15 protein-coding genes are annotated in these 15,066 nt (G+C 55.7%); 6 read left to right on the top strand and 9 right to left on the bottom strand.

Annotation, left to right across the window (positions count from 1 at the left end; translation table 11 throughout):
• Positions 1-3 precede the first annotated feature (3 nt).
• Positions 4-990, top strand: a complete 987-nt coding sequence (locus ACEWL3_RS08985) for a hydroxyacid dehydrogenase (protein WP_386180992.1) — start codon at positions 4-6, stop codon at positions 988-990.
• Here ACEWL3_RS08985 and ACEWL3_RS08980 read toward each other — a convergent pair.
• The 6 genes from ACEWL3_RS08980 to ACEWL3_RS08955 all read right to left on the bottom strand — a co-directional run bounded on the left by ACEWL3_RS08980 (position 987) and on the right by ACEWL3_RS08955 (position 6,693).
• The gene (locus tag ACEWL3_RS08980) at positions 987-2,057 is read right to left on the bottom strand and encodes an ABC transporter ATP-binding protein (RefSeq protein WP_386180995.1); all 1,071 of its coding nucleotides are present in this window, start codon (positions 2,055-2,057) and stop codon (positions 987-989) included. The genes ACEWL3_RS08985 and ACEWL3_RS08980 overlap by 4 nt on opposite strands.
• On the bottom strand, positions 2,057-3,145 hold the full coding sequence (locus ACEWL3_RS08975) for an ABC transporter ATP-binding protein (RefSeq protein WP_386180998.1): 1,089 nt from the start codon (positions 3,143-3,145) through the stop codon (positions 2,057-2,059). The genes ACEWL3_RS08980 and ACEWL3_RS08975 overlap by 1 nt, the downstream gene beginning before the upstream one ends.
• Positions 3,145-3,432, bottom strand: a complete 288-nt coding sequence (locus ACEWL3_RS08970) for a hypothetical protein (RefSeq protein ID WP_386181000.1) — start codon at positions 3,430-3,432, stop codon at positions 3,145-3,147. Before ACEWL3_RS08970 ends, ACEWL3_RS08975 begins: the two co-directional genes overlap by 1 nt.
• Positions 3,429-4,391, bottom strand: a complete 963-nt coding sequence (locus ACEWL3_RS08965) for a carbohydrate ABC transporter permease (protein WP_386181003.1) — start codon at positions 4,389-4,391, stop codon at positions 3,429-3,431. Before ACEWL3_RS08965 ends, ACEWL3_RS08970 begins: the two co-directional genes overlap by 4 nt.
• Position 4,392: 1 nt before the next feature.
• Complete coding sequence (locus ACEWL3_RS08960; protein ID WP_386181006.1) at positions 4,393-5,298, bottom strand: carbohydrate ABC transporter permease; 906 nt, start codon at positions 5,296-5,298, stop codon at positions 4,393-4,395.
• Between the two features lie 84 nt (positions 5,299-5,382).
• The gene (locus ACEWL3_RS08955) at positions 5,383-6,693 is read right to left on the bottom strand and encodes an ABC transporter substrate-binding protein (RefSeq protein WP_386181009.1); all 1,311 of its coding nucleotides are present in this window, start codon (positions 6,691-6,693) and stop codon (positions 5,383-5,385) included.
• Between the two features lie 332 nt (positions 6,694-7,025).
• Here ACEWL3_RS08955 and ACEWL3_RS08950 point away from each other — a divergent pair, with 332 nt between their 5' ends.
• The 5 genes from ACEWL3_RS08950 (at position 7,026) to ACEWL3_RS08930 (ending at position 12,182) form a co-directional block, all read left to right on the top strand.
• Positions 7,026-8,216, top strand: a complete 1,191-nt coding sequence (locus ACEWL3_RS08950; protein WP_386181012.1) for a Tm-1-like ATP-binding domain-containing protein — start codon at positions 7,026-7,028, stop codon at positions 8,214-8,216.
• A gap of 8 nt (positions 8,217-8,224) precedes the next feature.
• Positions 8,225-9,085 (top strand): phosphoenolpyruvate hydrolase family protein, encoded by an 861-nt coding sequence (locus tag ACEWL3_RS08945; RefSeq protein ID WP_386181015.1) that lies wholly within the window; start codon positions 8,225-8,227, stop codon positions 9,083-9,085.
• Positions 9,078-9,506, top strand: a complete 429-nt coding sequence (locus ACEWL3_RS08940; RefSeq protein WP_386181018.1) for a cupin domain-containing protein — start codon at positions 9,078-9,080, stop codon at positions 9,504-9,506. Before ACEWL3_RS08945 ends, ACEWL3_RS08940 begins: the two co-directional genes overlap by 8 nt.
• A 1-nt stretch (position 9,507) precedes the next feature.
• A complete protein-coding gene (locus ACEWL3_RS08935) occupies positions 9,508-10,671 on the top strand; it encodes a M24 family metallopeptidase (RefSeq protein WP_386181021.1) in 1,164 nt (387 codons plus the stop codon).
• A 230-nt stretch (positions 10,672-10,901) separates the two neighbouring features.
• Entirely contained in the window at positions 10,902-12,182 is a 1,281-nt protein-coding gene (locus ACEWL3_RS08930; protein WP_386181024.1) for a glycerate kinase type-2 family protein, read from the top strand.
• A gap of 27 nt (positions 12,183-12,209) precedes the next feature.
• On the opposite strand, the gene ACEWL3_RS08925 is transcribed toward ACEWL3_RS08930, so the two are convergent.
• The 3 genes from ACEWL3_RS08925 to ACEWL3_RS08915 are packed head-to-tail and all read right to left on the bottom strand — an operon-like array spanning position 12,210 to position 15,049.
• Positions 12,210-13,052 (bottom strand): NAD-dependent epimerase/dehydratase family protein, encoded by an 843-nt coding sequence (locus ACEWL3_RS08925; RefSeq protein WP_386181027.1) that lies wholly within the window; start codon positions 13,050-13,052, stop codon positions 12,210-12,212.
• Positions 13,053-13,076: 24 nt separating this feature from the next.
• On the bottom strand, positions 13,077-13,850 hold the full coding sequence (locus ACEWL3_RS08920; protein ID WP_386181029.1) for an HpcH/HpaI aldolase family protein: 774 nt from the start codon (positions 13,848-13,850) through the stop codon (positions 13,077-13,079).
• Entirely contained in the window at positions 13,847-15,049 is a 1,203-nt protein-coding gene (locus ACEWL3_RS08915) for an NAD(P)/FAD-dependent oxidoreductase (RefSeq protein ID WP_386181032.1), read from the bottom strand. The genes ACEWL3_RS08920 and ACEWL3_RS08915 overlap by 4 nt, the downstream gene beginning before the upstream one ends.
• Positions 15,050-15,066: the final 17 nt, after the last annotated feature.

Genomic DNA, 15,066 nt, shown 5'->3' with positions numbered 1-15,066 from the left:
GCTATGAACCTGCCAAAGGTTATCTTTTCAACCCATAAGCTGCATCCTGATGTCACACGTGATCTGACGACCCTTGGTGATTACCGCGTTGCATCTGCGCCTACACCCGAAGCGATCCTGAACGAAAGTGCCGGTGCCGAAATTATCGTCGTCCGCGCCAGGATCGCGCCCGAAATCATTGAACGCGAGGCCGGTCTGATGGCTTGCGTACGCCACGGGGCGGGCCTTGATATGATCCCGGTCGAGGTGGCGACCAAGGCAGGCGTTCTGGTAGCCAATGTACCGGGGGCCAATGCAACGACTGTGGCCGAACATGCAATCTGGTCTGCGCTAGCGCTGCTGAGGAAATATCCGGTGGTGAATGCGGATCTGCGCAAACAAGGCTGGGAAGCGGGACGCGCCCATTCCGACCACGGGCGCGAATTGTCCGGGCGATGTATTGGCATTTTGGGTGTGGGCAACATCGGCGCGTCAGTGGCGCGGATCGCGCAGCACGGATTTGGCTGCAAGGTGATCGCAATGACGCGCACACCCGACAATCTGCCTGATGATATAGAAGCGGTGTCGTTTGATGCGTTGTTGGCCCGGTCCGACGTTCTGATGCTCTGCTGCCCGCTCACCGACGAAACGCGGGGCATCGTCAGTGCTGATGCCATCGCAAAGATGAAACCCGGCGCAGTTCTGATTAACGTGTCACGCGGCCCGGTCACCGATGAGGCTGCGTTGATAGTAGCCCTATCATCTGGCCATCTGGGTGGGGCTGCTGTGGATGTATTTGGGACCCACCCGCTGCCGCAGGATCACCCGTTCTTTGAACTGCCAAATGTGGTGCTGACCCCGCATATGGCTGGAATCACTCAAGAAAGTATGTTGCGCATGGGGCAGGGCGTGGTGGTCGAAATCCGGCGGATATTGGCAGGACAGCGGCCCGAGAACTTCTGTAATCCAGAAGTCTGGAACACATATTGCAAGCGGTTTGACCGGACTTAGTCGAGCGCGAGGTTGCGCCCGGACATATGGTCGAAATACAGAACTTTCTCTGGCCTCCAGCCAAATGCAATTGGATCATCAATGCCGACCTTCATCTGAGCCGACACAGTGGCACGGATATGCGCGCCATCTGTCGCGATGGTCAAGATTTTGATCACCCCGTGATTCTCCACATCAAAGACGCGCCCCTTGGCTGGGGCATCCGCGGTGATCACAACGTCCTCTGGTCGAACACCAAAGCGCATTTTCTGCCCCTCTGTCCCCAAAGGTTGTCTCAGGGGCAATCGATGGCCACCCGCGTCTAGAACCGCAGCGCCCCCTTCCAATGCCCCACTCAGAAGGTTCATTGGCGGTGTGCCAACCGAGCGGGCCACAAAGGTGTTAATCGGCCTGCTGTAGATATCGTCAGGGGTGCCGACCTGAACCAATTTGCCTTTATTCAACACACCGATCTTGTCGCCCATCGACATCGCCTCAACCTGATCATGGGTGACGAAGACGAACGTGGCCCCCAGGTCGTTATGCAGCTTCTTTAGCTCGACCCGCAGCACATCGCGCAAATTCGCATCCAGCGCGCTCAATGGTTCGTCCATCAAGAAAACGCGCGGTTCGCGCACGATGGCACGGCCGATGGAAACGCGCTGCATCTCGCCCCCTGAAAGGCGTTCAACCTTGCGGTCCAAAAGTGGGGTGATCTGAAGGGTTTCGGCGGCGCGTTCAACCCGTTCCTTGATCTGTGCCGTTGACAGATTCTGTGTCCGTGACTTCAGAGGAAATTCCAGATTGCCGCGCACTGTCAGGCGCGGATATAGCGAATACTGCTGCAACACCAGCGCCACATCGCGCTGCGCTGCGTTCCAGGCTGTCGCGTCTTGCCCGTCGATCATCACGTTGCCCGCATCGGGTCTCTCCAACCCGGCAATCACCCGCAACATCGTTGTCTTACCGGCACCGGTTTGCCCCAAAAGTACAAAGAATTCACCATCTTTGATGTCAATATCGACGCCCCGCAGGGCGGTGTTGGGGCCGAATTTCTTGGTAATGCCGTGCAGCGCAATATCAGCCATCAGGACGCCTCAGCCAAGTTCAGCTCGTTTTGTTTGTCAAAGAAATGCGCTTGGGACGGATCAAGACTGACCCAGACTTTTTGACCCTCACCCCTTACAAAACCGCTTGTGGTGCGGGCGCGCAATATGGTGTCGCCCAGACGCACATCGACAATGTCATGGCTGCCAAGAGGCTCAATATTGGTGGTCAGAGCCTCGACATAGCCTTTTGCCTTGGCGTGTCGTAGCAGCACCGCCTCTGGTCGTATGCCAAGCGATATCCCGCCGCCGGTATTCCGCAGTCGTGCCAGCCTGGCCTCATCAAACGCAAAACCGGTATCGGCCCCAGTAAGGCGCACTACCGCGCCATCAAGCTCCACATCAGAAACATTCATCATCGGAGAGCCCACGAATTTAGCCACAAATAGATTGGTAGGATGCAGATAAACCTCATCTGGCGCACCGATCTGTTGCAGCACCCCGTCGTGCAGGATCACGATGCGGTCAGCGAGGCTCATAGCTTCAATCTGATCGTGGGTTACGTAAACAGACGTTGATCCGCGCGCGATGTGCAGTCGTTTGAGTTCGGTGCGCATCTGTTCACGCAGTTTGGCATCGAGCACGCCCAGCGGTTCATCCATCAGCAGGGCTTGCGGGTGTCGCACCAAAGCACGGCCAATCGCCACCCGTTGCATGTCGCCCCCCGAAAGGGCTGATGGTTTGCGGTCAAGATGTTCGGTAATCTGCAGCGTGTCAGCGACCTCTTTGATCGCCCGGTCACGCCCGGCCGCGTCCATTCTCACGGCACGCAGTGGAAAGGCGATGTTTTCGCGCACAGTCATATGCGGGTAAAGCGAGAAGGACTGAAACACAAATGCGATGTCACGGTCTGCGGCCTTTCGATCTTGCACTTCGACGCCGTCGATCAGGATTTTACCATCTGTTACCGTCTCAAGCCCAGCAATCGCGCGCAATGCTGTTGTCTTGCCGCCCCCCGACTGACCCAGCATGACGACAAATTCACCATCCTCAATCGTCAGGTTCAGGTCCTTGAGCACTTGGTTCGCACCAAAGAACTTTTGCACATTCCGAACTTCAATCTGGGCCATCAGACGATGCCCCCGTCTTTGTATGTGCCCTTTTCTTGCACGTCTTCAGGATGTTCACCGTGCAACTCCAGCACATCTGCGGCTTCGTCGAAAAAATCCTCCTCGGCTTCTGGATCAGGTGCAATTTTCGAGGTGACCAGAAACGCAATGAGCCCAATCAAGGTCAGCGTTACACCGTATTGATGCAAGAACAGGCTCCACGGTTGGCACAGAGCGACGATGCCAAAGATCATCAGGGTTTGTGCGCCGGGGGCCAAAAAGCGTTGGTTGAGGGAACGAAAGGTCATTTGCGGATCGCTCCAAAGGACATGCCGCGCAGAAGGTGATTGCGCAGCAAGAATGTGAAGATGGCGACCGGGATCAGGAACAGCAATGTGCCCGCCGCAATCACCGTCCAGTCAGGCAGGCCCGAACCGACCTGTGACGGGATGTAGGGTGGCGCAGTTTGTGCGTTACGGTTGGTCATGATCAGCGCAAAGGCATATTCGTTCCACGCGGTGATGAAACAGAATACCGCTGTGGCAGCCATGCCCGTCAGTGCCTCGGGCAGAACAACCTTGAAGAACGCCTGCATCCGGGTGTAGCCATCGACCAGCGCGGCTTCCTCGTATTCTTTTGGGATCTCGTCGATGAACCCTTTCATGATCCAGACCGCAAAGCTGAGGTTGAAGGCGGTATAAAGGATGATAAGTCCCAGATGTGTGTCATTGAGCCCGACGACCCGGTACATCAGAAACATCGGGATCGCGACAACCACGGGGGGCAACATGCGAGTGGACAGGATGAAGAACAGCCAATCGTCCTCGCCTGCGACCCTAAAGCGGCTGAAACCATACGCTGTGAGCGTCCCCATTGACACCGCCAGCACCGTTGAGATGATCGAAATGATCAGCGAATTCATAAAGCGATCACCATAGCCTGATGAACGCACCTCACCGGTCTTACGATTGCGCACGACTTTCTCGCCACCGTCGAACACCATCTGTTCCCACCATGGGGCGGCATCGTATTCTTCCTGCGATGGTTGGTCGCGCAGTTGACTGCGTTTGGTGAAGAGTTTGACAAATGGCGACACTTCGGGCGTGAAAACAACTGTCGGCGGGATCGTGGTGGCAAGGTTGCGGGGCTTGAACGCCGTTGCAGTGATCCAATAGATCGGCGTCAACATGATGATCAGCGCGATAAATACAGCAAAAATCGCGGTGCGGTTTATCCATTTTTCGCGGGGGGTTCGGACACCGGCCATATCAGCGTGCCTTCACTTTATTGAGGTATTTCACATAGATATTGGTGATCGCCACCACCATGATCAGCACGATGTAGGCAAACGCCGATGACATCCCTGTCTGCCATTCCTGAAACGCCATTTTGTAAAGGCGGATCGCGATAAGTTCGGTTGTGGGCTGCGATGACAGGACATAGGCGAGATCGAAAGTCTTGAACGCCTCCATCGTACGGAAAATGATTGCGATCATCACGATGGGCGCGACCAAAGGCAGGGTGATGCGAAAGAACGTGTAGAAACTGCCGGCGCGGTCAATTTCGGCTGCTTCGTACAGGTGCTTGGGCACGGCGGACAGCCCCGCAAGCGACAGCAACATCACGAACGGTGACCACATCCAGATGTCTACAATCGCAATCGCCCAAAGCGCCATGTCCGGATCGGCCAGCCATTCGAATTTACCAAGGCCAAGGAAATAGTTGATGATGCCAAAGTTGGGATCATAAAGCAGCTTCCAGAACAGCCCCACAACGGCCATCGACAGCATCATGGGCAGCAACAATAGAGTGGTGATCAACCCTTTGGCCGGGATCGCGCGGTTCAGCAGCATCGCGAGGCTGAAACCCACGATGACCTGACCGGTGACCGAAATCAGCACGTATTTCGCGGTGATCGAAAAGTTCTTCCAGATGAACGGATCGCTAAGCAGATCACGGTAATTCTGCAGACCGACGAAGTTGGCGGGCGCACGGGTCGAGGCGCGGAAATCGGTAAACGAATAGCCCAGTGAATAGAGAAGCGGGAAAATGTTGAAAATAATCAGAAACGCAATGGTCGGTATGATGAACAGGTTTCGGATCGTCAGATCACTCAGCCCCTTCACTGCCGCGCGGGAGTTCGGGTCCAATCTGGTCATGACTTCATTCGCCATTGGGATGCGTCCTTGCGTCTCAAAGGTAGTAGGGAAAGGGAGGGGCGCCGCAGCGCCCCATGTTTTGACCTATGGCGGCTCGGATTATTGCCCGCGGCCGTATTTTTCGAATGTTGCTTTCCAATCGGCAGCCAGGGCATCAAGCGTTTCCTGCGCTGTGCCTTCGTCGCCTACGATGAATGGATAAAGCCGTTGGTTGGCTGCGGTCAAAAGCTCCGCAAATTCAGGGACCGCCCAGAAATCCTTGACCTTGAACATGGTCTGATAAAACGCCTCGTTATAAGGTGTCGCCTGACGGAATTCTTCCGACTCGAGCACGGCGGCACTTGCCGTGTATCCGCCCAATTCAGCCCAACGTTTCTGGGTTTCGTCCTTGATGAACCACTCAAGGAACTTCATCGATTCCTCTTGATTGTCGGAATAGCTGACCACTGAGATACCTTGTCCCCCAAGAGCGGCAAATTGATCGCCATCCGGACCCGCCGGGTTGGCAAAAAAGCCGGTGTGGGCGGCATGGGGGTTTGTCGCTTCGTTCAGTAGCGCCGGGAAAAAGGCAAAGTAATTCATCGACATGGCCACAAGGCCCTCAGTGATCGCCTGATTGTTCTCTACAAAGAACGACTTGGCCCAGCCCGGAGGCGTGTAGCTGTAAAGCTTTTTGTAGTTCTCTAGCGCCGCGACCGCCTTGGCCGAATTCACGTAGCCATCGACCTCGTAGGTCTCAAAATTACCGAGCTCAGCGCCATAGGAGAAGATCGCGTTTTCTACGCCCATGACCATCGCGTCATAGCTGTTGTCGGTATAGATCGCGATGCCATAGCGGTTCTCGTCGGGCCGGTGAAAGAATTCAGCAATATCAGTCATCTGCGCCCAGGTTGCGGGTGGCGCGAGGTCATAGCCGTATTTTTCCTTGAACGCAGCCATTTCTGCCGGATCTTCGAACCAGTCCTTGCGATAGGACCAGCCCACCGCGTCCCCTTCGGCAGGGATCGCCCAATAGGTGCCGGAGTTGCCGGGATATTCCGCGTAATATTTCACCGTCGCGGGAGCCATGATGTTGCCCACGTTGTTCTTGTTAAAAAACTCCGTCAGATCCACATAATGGCCGCCCTCAGAAGCCGCACCCAGCCATTGGCTATCGCCAACGATCATGTCATAGGCACTGCCACGGGCATTGAATTCGGTGAATGCCTTGGTCTGAAAATCCGACCACGGCGTGGTTTCAACCGTCACGGAAATGCCGGTCTCTTCCTCATACTCGTTTACGAGTTCTTGCAGATAGTTTGCAGGGTCCCATTCGGCCCAGAAAATCACCAGATCTTCGGCCCAGGTCGCTGTTGCTGAAAGTGCGCCAAACGCGACCCCTGCAAGCATCCCATTTATCGTTCTCTTCATTTTTCCAATCCTCCCAGCTTTGGTTTAAAATCGCCTTTGCAGCGTCTTATTGGTTGCGGCTTCTCTCATATTGGCAGCGGGCCGCGACATCGTCTGATCTTGTCTATTTTGGTAATACCAGATGAAAGGCTCTGTCAAGACATTGTTGGCTTGCATATTCATCGGTTATTATGCCGGAATCGTGGAGAAAACTGGAACATATGCGAATATTTCAGTATGAATTGCAAAATATATTTGTCTGGCACGCATGAGGTGTTGTTGCATTATATCCCAATATTACCCAAACTGGCCAGACCAGTTTAGACTTTCGGGCGGACTAGAAGTGGACGCGCATGATTTTTTTAGTTGGGACATCTGACACCAAGGCAGTTGAACTTGGCTATTTGCGTGATCTGATCGCGCAGGGCGGCCAGGACGTTTGCGTCGTCGATGTCGGGATACGCGCTCCCGGCGTCGCGGTGGATGTTTCAGCACCTGAGGTCGCCCGACATCATCCAGATGGTCAGGCGGCCGTTTTGAAAGGCGATGACCGTGGCCATGCAGTGGCTGCAATGGCACTGGCCTTTGCACGGTTCTGCACGGCCCGCACAGATCAGATTGAGGCGATGATTGGCATCGGCGGGGGCGGTGGGACATCTATCATCACGCAAGGCATGCGTGCGCTGCCCTATGGCGTGCCAAAGGTCATGGTATCCACGCTGGCTTCGGGCGATGTGGCCCCCTATGTCGGCACGAGCGACATCATCATGATGCCGTCGGTGACTGATCTGGCGGGGCTGAACCGGCTCAGCCGTCAGATTCTGTACAACGCGGCGCAATCGATTCTGGGAATGGCGACACACCCTTATTCAGCGCCTGAATTGGGCAAACCTTCCATTGGTCTGAGCATGTTTGGCGTGACAACACCCAGCGTCACACAGATTATTGCCCTGCTCGAAGATCAATTTGACTGCGTGGTTTTTCACGCCACCGGCACCGGGGGGCGATGTATGGAACAGCTGCTAAGCCAATCCATGCTGGATGGCCTGATCGACATCACGACGACCGAGATTGCGGATGAAATTGTCGGTGGTGTCCTGTCCGCGGGGGCCACGCGGCTGGATGCGGTGATCAGCAGTGGCAAACCCTATGTGTGCTCTGTGGGGGCGCTCGACATGGTCAACTTTTGGGCCCCGGACACTGTGCCCCCTGATTTCAAGGACCGGTTGTTTAATCGCCACAATGCAAATGTGACCCTCATGCGCACCACGGCTGATGAATGCATGCGCATCGGTCACTGGATCGCGACCAAGCTTAACAAGGCAGAGGGGCCGATCTGTTTGCTCTTGCCTGAACACGGCATTTCGGCCCTTGATATTGAAGGCGGCTCGTTTTGGGATCCGGTCGCAGATGCCGCTCTTTTTTCTGCCATTGAAATGACCCTGATCCAGACGGACATTCGCAAGATCAAACGCGTCCCGCATCACATCAACGATCCCGCATTCTCTGCCGCTGCGGCGGATGCATTTCAGCAGATCATTTAGGAAAACATATGCCCGCAATCCCCCGCGCCGAGATACTCAAGAAATTTACCGCACTCATTGCCGCTGGCCAACCGATTATTGGCGGCGGCGCAGGGACAGGCCTGTCGGCCAAGTCCGAGGAAGCGGGCGGCATTGATCTGATCGTGATCTACAATTCCGGACGCTACCGGATGGCAGGGCGTGGATCATCAGCGGGTTTGCTGGCCTATGGCAATGCCAATGAGATCGTCAAAGAAATGGCGGTTGAGGTGCTGCCGGTGGTCAAACACACGCCTGTGTTGGCCGGGGTAAACGGCACCGATCCGTTCATCCTGATGCCACAATTCTTAGCCGAATTAAAAGCGATGGGTTTCTCTGGCGTTCAGAATTTTCCGACGATTGGGCTTTTTGATGGCACCATGCGGCAAAGCTTTGAGGAAACCGGCATGGGATATGGGCTTGAGGTTGATATGATCGCAGCCTCCCATGACCTTGACCTGCTTACCACCCCATATGTGTTCAACCAGGACGAGGCGGTGGCAATGACGCGCGCAGGTGCAGATATCGTGGTGGCGCATATGGGCGTGACAACCGGGGGCAGCATCGGGGCAACTTCGGCCAAAAGCCTTGACGACTGCGTGGCCGAGATTGACGCGATCGCTGCCGCCGCGCGCAGCGTGCGTAAAGATGTGATCGTGATTTGTCATGGCGGGCCAATTGCCATGCCGGATGATGCTGCCTTTGTACTGCGGCACTGTGAACGCTGCCACGGATTTTACGGGGCCAGCAGCGCCGAACGTCTGCCCACCGAAATTGCGATCCGCGATCAGATCAAGAGGTTCAAAAGTATTGATCTTGCAGTGGCAAAAAGGACAAGGGGCAATGAGTGAAATGGAAAAGTTCTTTGTCTTTCCTAATGATGTCGATAATTTTGGGTTTGATTGGGGGCGGCTGGCGCTCACCTGCGCGCCAGAGGTAAGCGGCGCAACACGGATCTCAGCCGGGGTGGTATTTGTCCCAGCGGGGCAAGGGCATACCCGCCATAATCATCACGGCGCAGAAGAGATCATATTTATCATCAAAGGCACTGGAGAGCAGATGGTAGAGGACCAAAACGGCGTCCCAGAGACCCGGCAAGTTGGGCCGGGATGCACCATCTTCATTCCTGAAAGCCGGTTTCATGCGACACAGAACACAGATGCCCAACAGATGGAACTATTCGTGGTTTATTCGCCCACGGGTCCAGAGAAGGTCTTGCGGGACGCGCCCGATTTTCATCTGATCCCAGCCAAGACAGACAAAGGACGCTAACATGGGCACGCTGAACTACACCTTTGATCATCTGGATAGCCTGATGGAGAACGCGGGGCTTGATGCGTTGATGATCACCTCCAAGCATAACGTTCAATATCTGTTGGGCGGGCACAAGTTCATCTTCTTTTCTGCCATGGATGCCATCGGCCACGGGCGGTACCTGCCTATTCTGATCTATCTGCGGGGGGATAAGGAAAAGACTGCCTATGTCGCCAACACAATGGAAAAAGGCGAACATGACAACGACCCGTTCTGGGTCCCACATTTCTATCCGATGGCCTGGGGCAGTGTGGACAGTGTCAAACAGGCCATCGCCCATCTGAACAAAGTTGGCTTTACGACCGGCCGGATCGGCGTCGAACCATCGTTTCTGCCATCGGATTCTCATGCGGTTCTGACAGACGCTTTGCCGAACACTGCATTGTTGGATGCCACAGCGGTGATGGAGAACCTGCGCGCGGTCAAATCCCCCGCAGAGCTTGCGATGCTGCGCGAGGCGTCTGAGAGGATCACCGATGCGATGCGGGCGACCATCGCCGCATCTGGCACGGGCAGCACCAAACACCAGATCATCGAACGCCTGCGCTGCGAAGAAACCAATCGGGGTCTGCAGTTCGACTATTGCCTGTTGACCCTGGGGGCCAGCCACAACCGCGCCGGATCGGATCAGGCATGGGCAAAAGGAGAGGTGCTGTCGATTGATTCAGGGGGCAATCTGGACGGATATATTGGTGACATTTGCCGGATGGGCGTTTTAGGCGATCCAGACGCTGAACTCATCGATCTGCTGGGTGAGATTGAGGAAATTCAACAGGCGGCCTTTGCCGAAGTGAAAGCAGGGGCACCCGGTGCCGCCCTGATTGCCGCAGGGCAGGCGGCTCTGGCGCGACAACCGCATAAAGATATTACAGACTTCTTTGGGCATGGCATGGGTCTGGTCAGCCACGAAGCCCCGTTCTTGTTGACCAATCATCCGGTCGCTTACGAAGGGCGCGATGCAGATAAGCCCCTGAAGACGGGGATGGTGTTGTCGGTTGAGACCCATATGCTACATCCGAAACGCGGATTTATCAAACTTGAAGACACATTGACCGTGACAGAGACCGGATACGAAATGTTCGGCACGCAAGGTCGCGGATGGAATGTGGGAGGCACGGCATAACGGGGCTTGCTGGGCACTGCTCATCGCGCAACAATGGCGGCCAGCAAAAGGAGTGCGCCATGATCCTCCATCATATTTATGTGAATTCAAACGGTCATTTGGACCGACTTTCAGGATGCAGAGGCATGCGATGCCTATTTGTTGCATTCCCTTCATCTCGACGTTGGGGCGCATCTGGTGGCGCAAATTAAGGGCGGTGCTGAGGGCGTCTTTCTCTGTGATGTCGAAATATGACGTTTAAGCAAAGTAAGACACTTCTCTCAAAGCTGTTTGATGCGGCAATTCTTGCTGCGGCCCCGCACGGCGCATTGCAAGGGAACTTGCCCGCAAAACCCAAGGGCCGTTTGGTGGTTGTTGGCGCTGGCAAAGGCGTCGCACAATTGGCCGCAGCACTTGAGGATATGTGGGATGGCCCGATCAGCGGTGTGGTGGTCACAAGGTATGGGTACGCCGCCCCATGCAAGGTCATTCGCGTGCTCGAAGCGTCGCATCCGGTGCCCGATCAGGCTGGGGTTGGTGCCGCATCTGAAATCCTCAAGGCGGTGTCGGGTCTTGGCAAAGATGATCTGGTGATTGCGCTGATCTGCGGTGGCGGCTCTGCCTTGTTGCCCGCGCCACCCGAGGGGTTCACGCTGGAGGATGAACAGGCGCTCAACAAATCCCTGCTTGCCTCAGGCGCGCCCATTGGCGTGATGAACGCGATCCGCAAACATTTCAGTCGGATCAAAGGCGGGCGACTGGCGCAGGCGGCCTATCCTGCAAAGGTGGTCAGTTTGGTGGTGTCTGACGTTCCGGGCGATGATCCTGCCCAGGTTGCTTCTGGCCCGACCGTGCCGGATGCAATTGACGGGCTGGCCGCAGCTGCGTTGGTCAAGAGCTACAGCATTGATTTGCCGTCACGGATTGCTGCGTTTATCAGCACCCCGTCGGCGCGCGCACCACGGCCCGATGACGCCTGTTTTGCACACAATGAGGTGAAAGTGATCGCGTCCGCAGCGTTGTCGCTGAAAGCGGCAGCACATGTTGCTGCCAAAGCAGGCTATGCCCCTGTTATTCTATCAGACGCTATAGAAGGCGAAGCACGTGATATTGGCCTGATGCACGCCGCCATTGCGCGGCATGTGGTGCAGAAGGATGCGCCATTTGCCAAACCTGTGGCGATCCTGTCAGGGGGCGAAACCACGGTGACGTTACACGGTACGGGCAAGGGGGGGCGCAACACCGAATTTCTGCTCGCATTTGCGCGTGGCATCGCGGGGCTATCAGGAGTGGTGGCCATGGCCGCAGATACCGACGGCATAGACGGGTCCGAAGACAACGCCGGGGCCTTTGCCGACGGCACCACAGCGCCGCGTCTGTTGGCCGCTGGGATGGACCCGATGGCAATACTGTCGGCCAATGATGCATGGAGCGCGTTTGATGCATTGGGCGATTTGTTTGTCCCGGGACCGACCGGGACAAACGTCAATGATTTTCGCGCCATCCTGATATCAAGAGATCCTGGCACCTGACGACTCCCAAAGGCCGCCCCCGGCTGATCAGGTTTCTTTTTTATCGTTCACAATGGTCATCTGCGCCAATCCGCTTTGGCCCAGATCGACCTTGGCAAACGGCCCGCCATGACACATCTGGCCGGGGTCGGTGACGTCGACAGGACCGTCTTCGGCCAACACATCATTCGCAAATTGTTCGGCGTTGTCTTTGGGCCGATACCCCAGAAACGATGCCTTGGCGTTGTCCACCGGGCAGCGGTCATTGTTGGACACACCGTAAATGATGCTGAACCCAACCGAGGGTGTATCAACCGCCCGCGTCACAAGCTGGATCAGATCATCATACGACAACCACGATCCCAAGGCGCGGGAATTGTTCACCTGTGCAGCCGACAGGATGCGCAGATGCACTGATTCCATCTGGCGCTTGTCCCAGTACATGCTGCCCAGATCCTCGGTAAAGCATTTCGCCAAACCATAAAACGTATCCGGGCGATGGGGCGCGTCGATGCCAATGAAATCGGCCTTTTTGTGCATACCAACCGCGTGGATCGACGATGCATAAACGATGCGGCGCACACCGTGTTGATATCCTGCTTCCCAAATGTTGTAGGAGCCGATGAAATTTGGCCCAAGCAATTCCTCAAAGGGTTTTTCGTCCACAATGGCCCCAAAATGCACAACCATATCCGCGCCTTCCAGCAGCGGCTTGATCTGATCCATCTCGGCCAGGTCAGCTTTTTCATAGCGCTCACCGTGATAGAGTTTGCCAATATCATCGGCAATATCAGTGCTGAGCAGTTCGTCGCACATCGCAGCCAAAGGTTCGCGCAAGTATGACCCCAATCGTCCCGCAGCCCCGGTCAAAACCAGTTTCTTCAGTTTCATATCGCTATTCCGTCCATTGCAATTTCAAATCAATTTACCGCGCACATGGGACAACAAGGTATCGGCCCCCCGCGCCAACAGCCCGGCATCCGATCCGCAGGCGACAAAGCTGAACCCGTCGTTGAGCAACTCAACGGCAAAATCCGGATTGGACACCAAGGTGCCCACTGGCATGCCCCGTTCCATCAGCTTGCGCGCCGCAGGTCGGATCAGCGCCCAGATATCGGCGTGCATCGGATTGCCCAGTATGCCCATGTCCGCGCCGATGTCGGCAGGACCAAAGAATATCCCGTCCACGCCATCAACACTCGCAAAATCTACCGCTTTTTCCACCGCCTGTTTTGTTTCAAGCTGAATCAAGATCGCCGTCTGGTTTTCGACTTCGGTACAATAGTTCGTCACCCGGCCAAATTTATTGCCGCGCATGGTACCCGCGACGCCGCGCACGCCGCGTGGCGGATAGCGGCACGCAGCAACAGCAGCACGTGCTTCCTCGACCGACTGAACCATCGGAAACAACAGTCCCGGCACCCCCAGATCAAGCAGGCGCTTGACCTTGACCGCATCGTTCCAGTCGGGCCGCACTATTGCCGTCGTGTCGCTTGCCGCAAAGGCCTGAAGTTGGCCCAAGAGTGACCCCAGTTCATTTGGACTGTGTTCCATATCCAGCAGCGCCCAGTCATATCCGGCGGGTGCAACCGCTTCGGCAGCATACCCGTGGCTGAGCGAAATCCACAGCCCGACCTGTTGTTGACCTTTCTTGATCGCCTCCAGAAAACGATTTGTTGCAAGCTTCATATCACCGCCTTCTCCACAAGCATTTCGCCCTTTTCAATTCGTTCATAATTGAAAGGACTCAGGTCAAGCGCGCGGTATTCCCCATACGCAATCAGCTCGGCCATGCCGCGCCCGATGGCCGGGGATTGCTGTAACCCATGGCCGGAAAACCCGTTGAGAAAAGCAAAGTTGTTGACCGACGTATGCATGCCCAAAATCGCATTCTGATCCAGAGTGTTGTAGGCATAATGGCCGACCCACTCATTGATGACTTTGACCTGTTCAAAGGCAGGCACGCGGGTCGCAATGATCGGCCATACCTTTTCCTGCCATAGCGCATGGTCAAATTCAAAGTCGTCATAGGCCACATCCGGGTCAATGTCGGGCGGGCATCCGGCGAGGTAGTACTTACCTTCTGATCGCATGTGCACCCCGGAGGGATCAATTGTCAGCGGCAAGACACCGTCGAGCGCATGGGTCGCATCAAAGAGATAACTGTACCTTTTGCGCGCCACCACGGGCAGGGTGATGCCCGCCATCTGCGCCGTGGCCGCAGCACGCGGGCCAGAGCAGTTGGCAACCACGCCGCAGCCGATCACCATGCCAGACTTCAACGTGACCGCGTCCACTGCAGATTTGGCCGCATTCAGTGTCATTCCGATGACCTCATCATGGATGTATTCAACGCCATTTCGACGCGCCATGCGTTTGAACCAGTCAAACATCGTCCCGCCATCAAAATAGCCCTCGTCCACTGTGTTGTGATTGGCGGCGATGATGTCATCAAGCTGATAAAACGGATAGGCGGTGGCAATTTCATCGCGGCTCATATGCCGGGTATGGGCACCAAGGGAGGTTTGGATTTTCTGGGCGTCGCGCAATGTCGCTGCAAACGCGGGTGTGTCGGCCAGATACAGATAACCAAAGCTTTGCAGCGCCAAATGTGGCACATCCGGATCGCCGCCCATTTGGGTGCGGAAATCCTTGATAAAGGCTGCCCCGAATTGCGAGATTTGGATGTTTGTACGGTTGCTGAACTGCTGGCGGATGCAAGAATTTGTGTGGCTGGTTGAGGCAAAGGTGTAACTTGGGTCACGTTCCACCACCAATACGGACCCGTCAAAACCCGCTGTGTTGGTCAGCCACCACGCCAGCGACGAGCCATAAATCGCCCCGCCGACAATTACGACATCATAGGTTTTGGCTGATGGTTCGCTCATTTTGATCTCTTTTTAAC

The sequence above is a fragment of the Sulfitobacter sediminivivens genome (assembly GCF_042611115.2).
Lineage (GTDB): Bacteria > Pseudomonadota > Alphaproteobacteria > Rhodobacterales > Rhodobacteraceae > Sulfitobacter > Sulfitobacter sediminivivens.
Note: the sequence above shows the minus strand (reverse complement) of the source record. Positions and strands in the feature narration are given on the sequence as shown.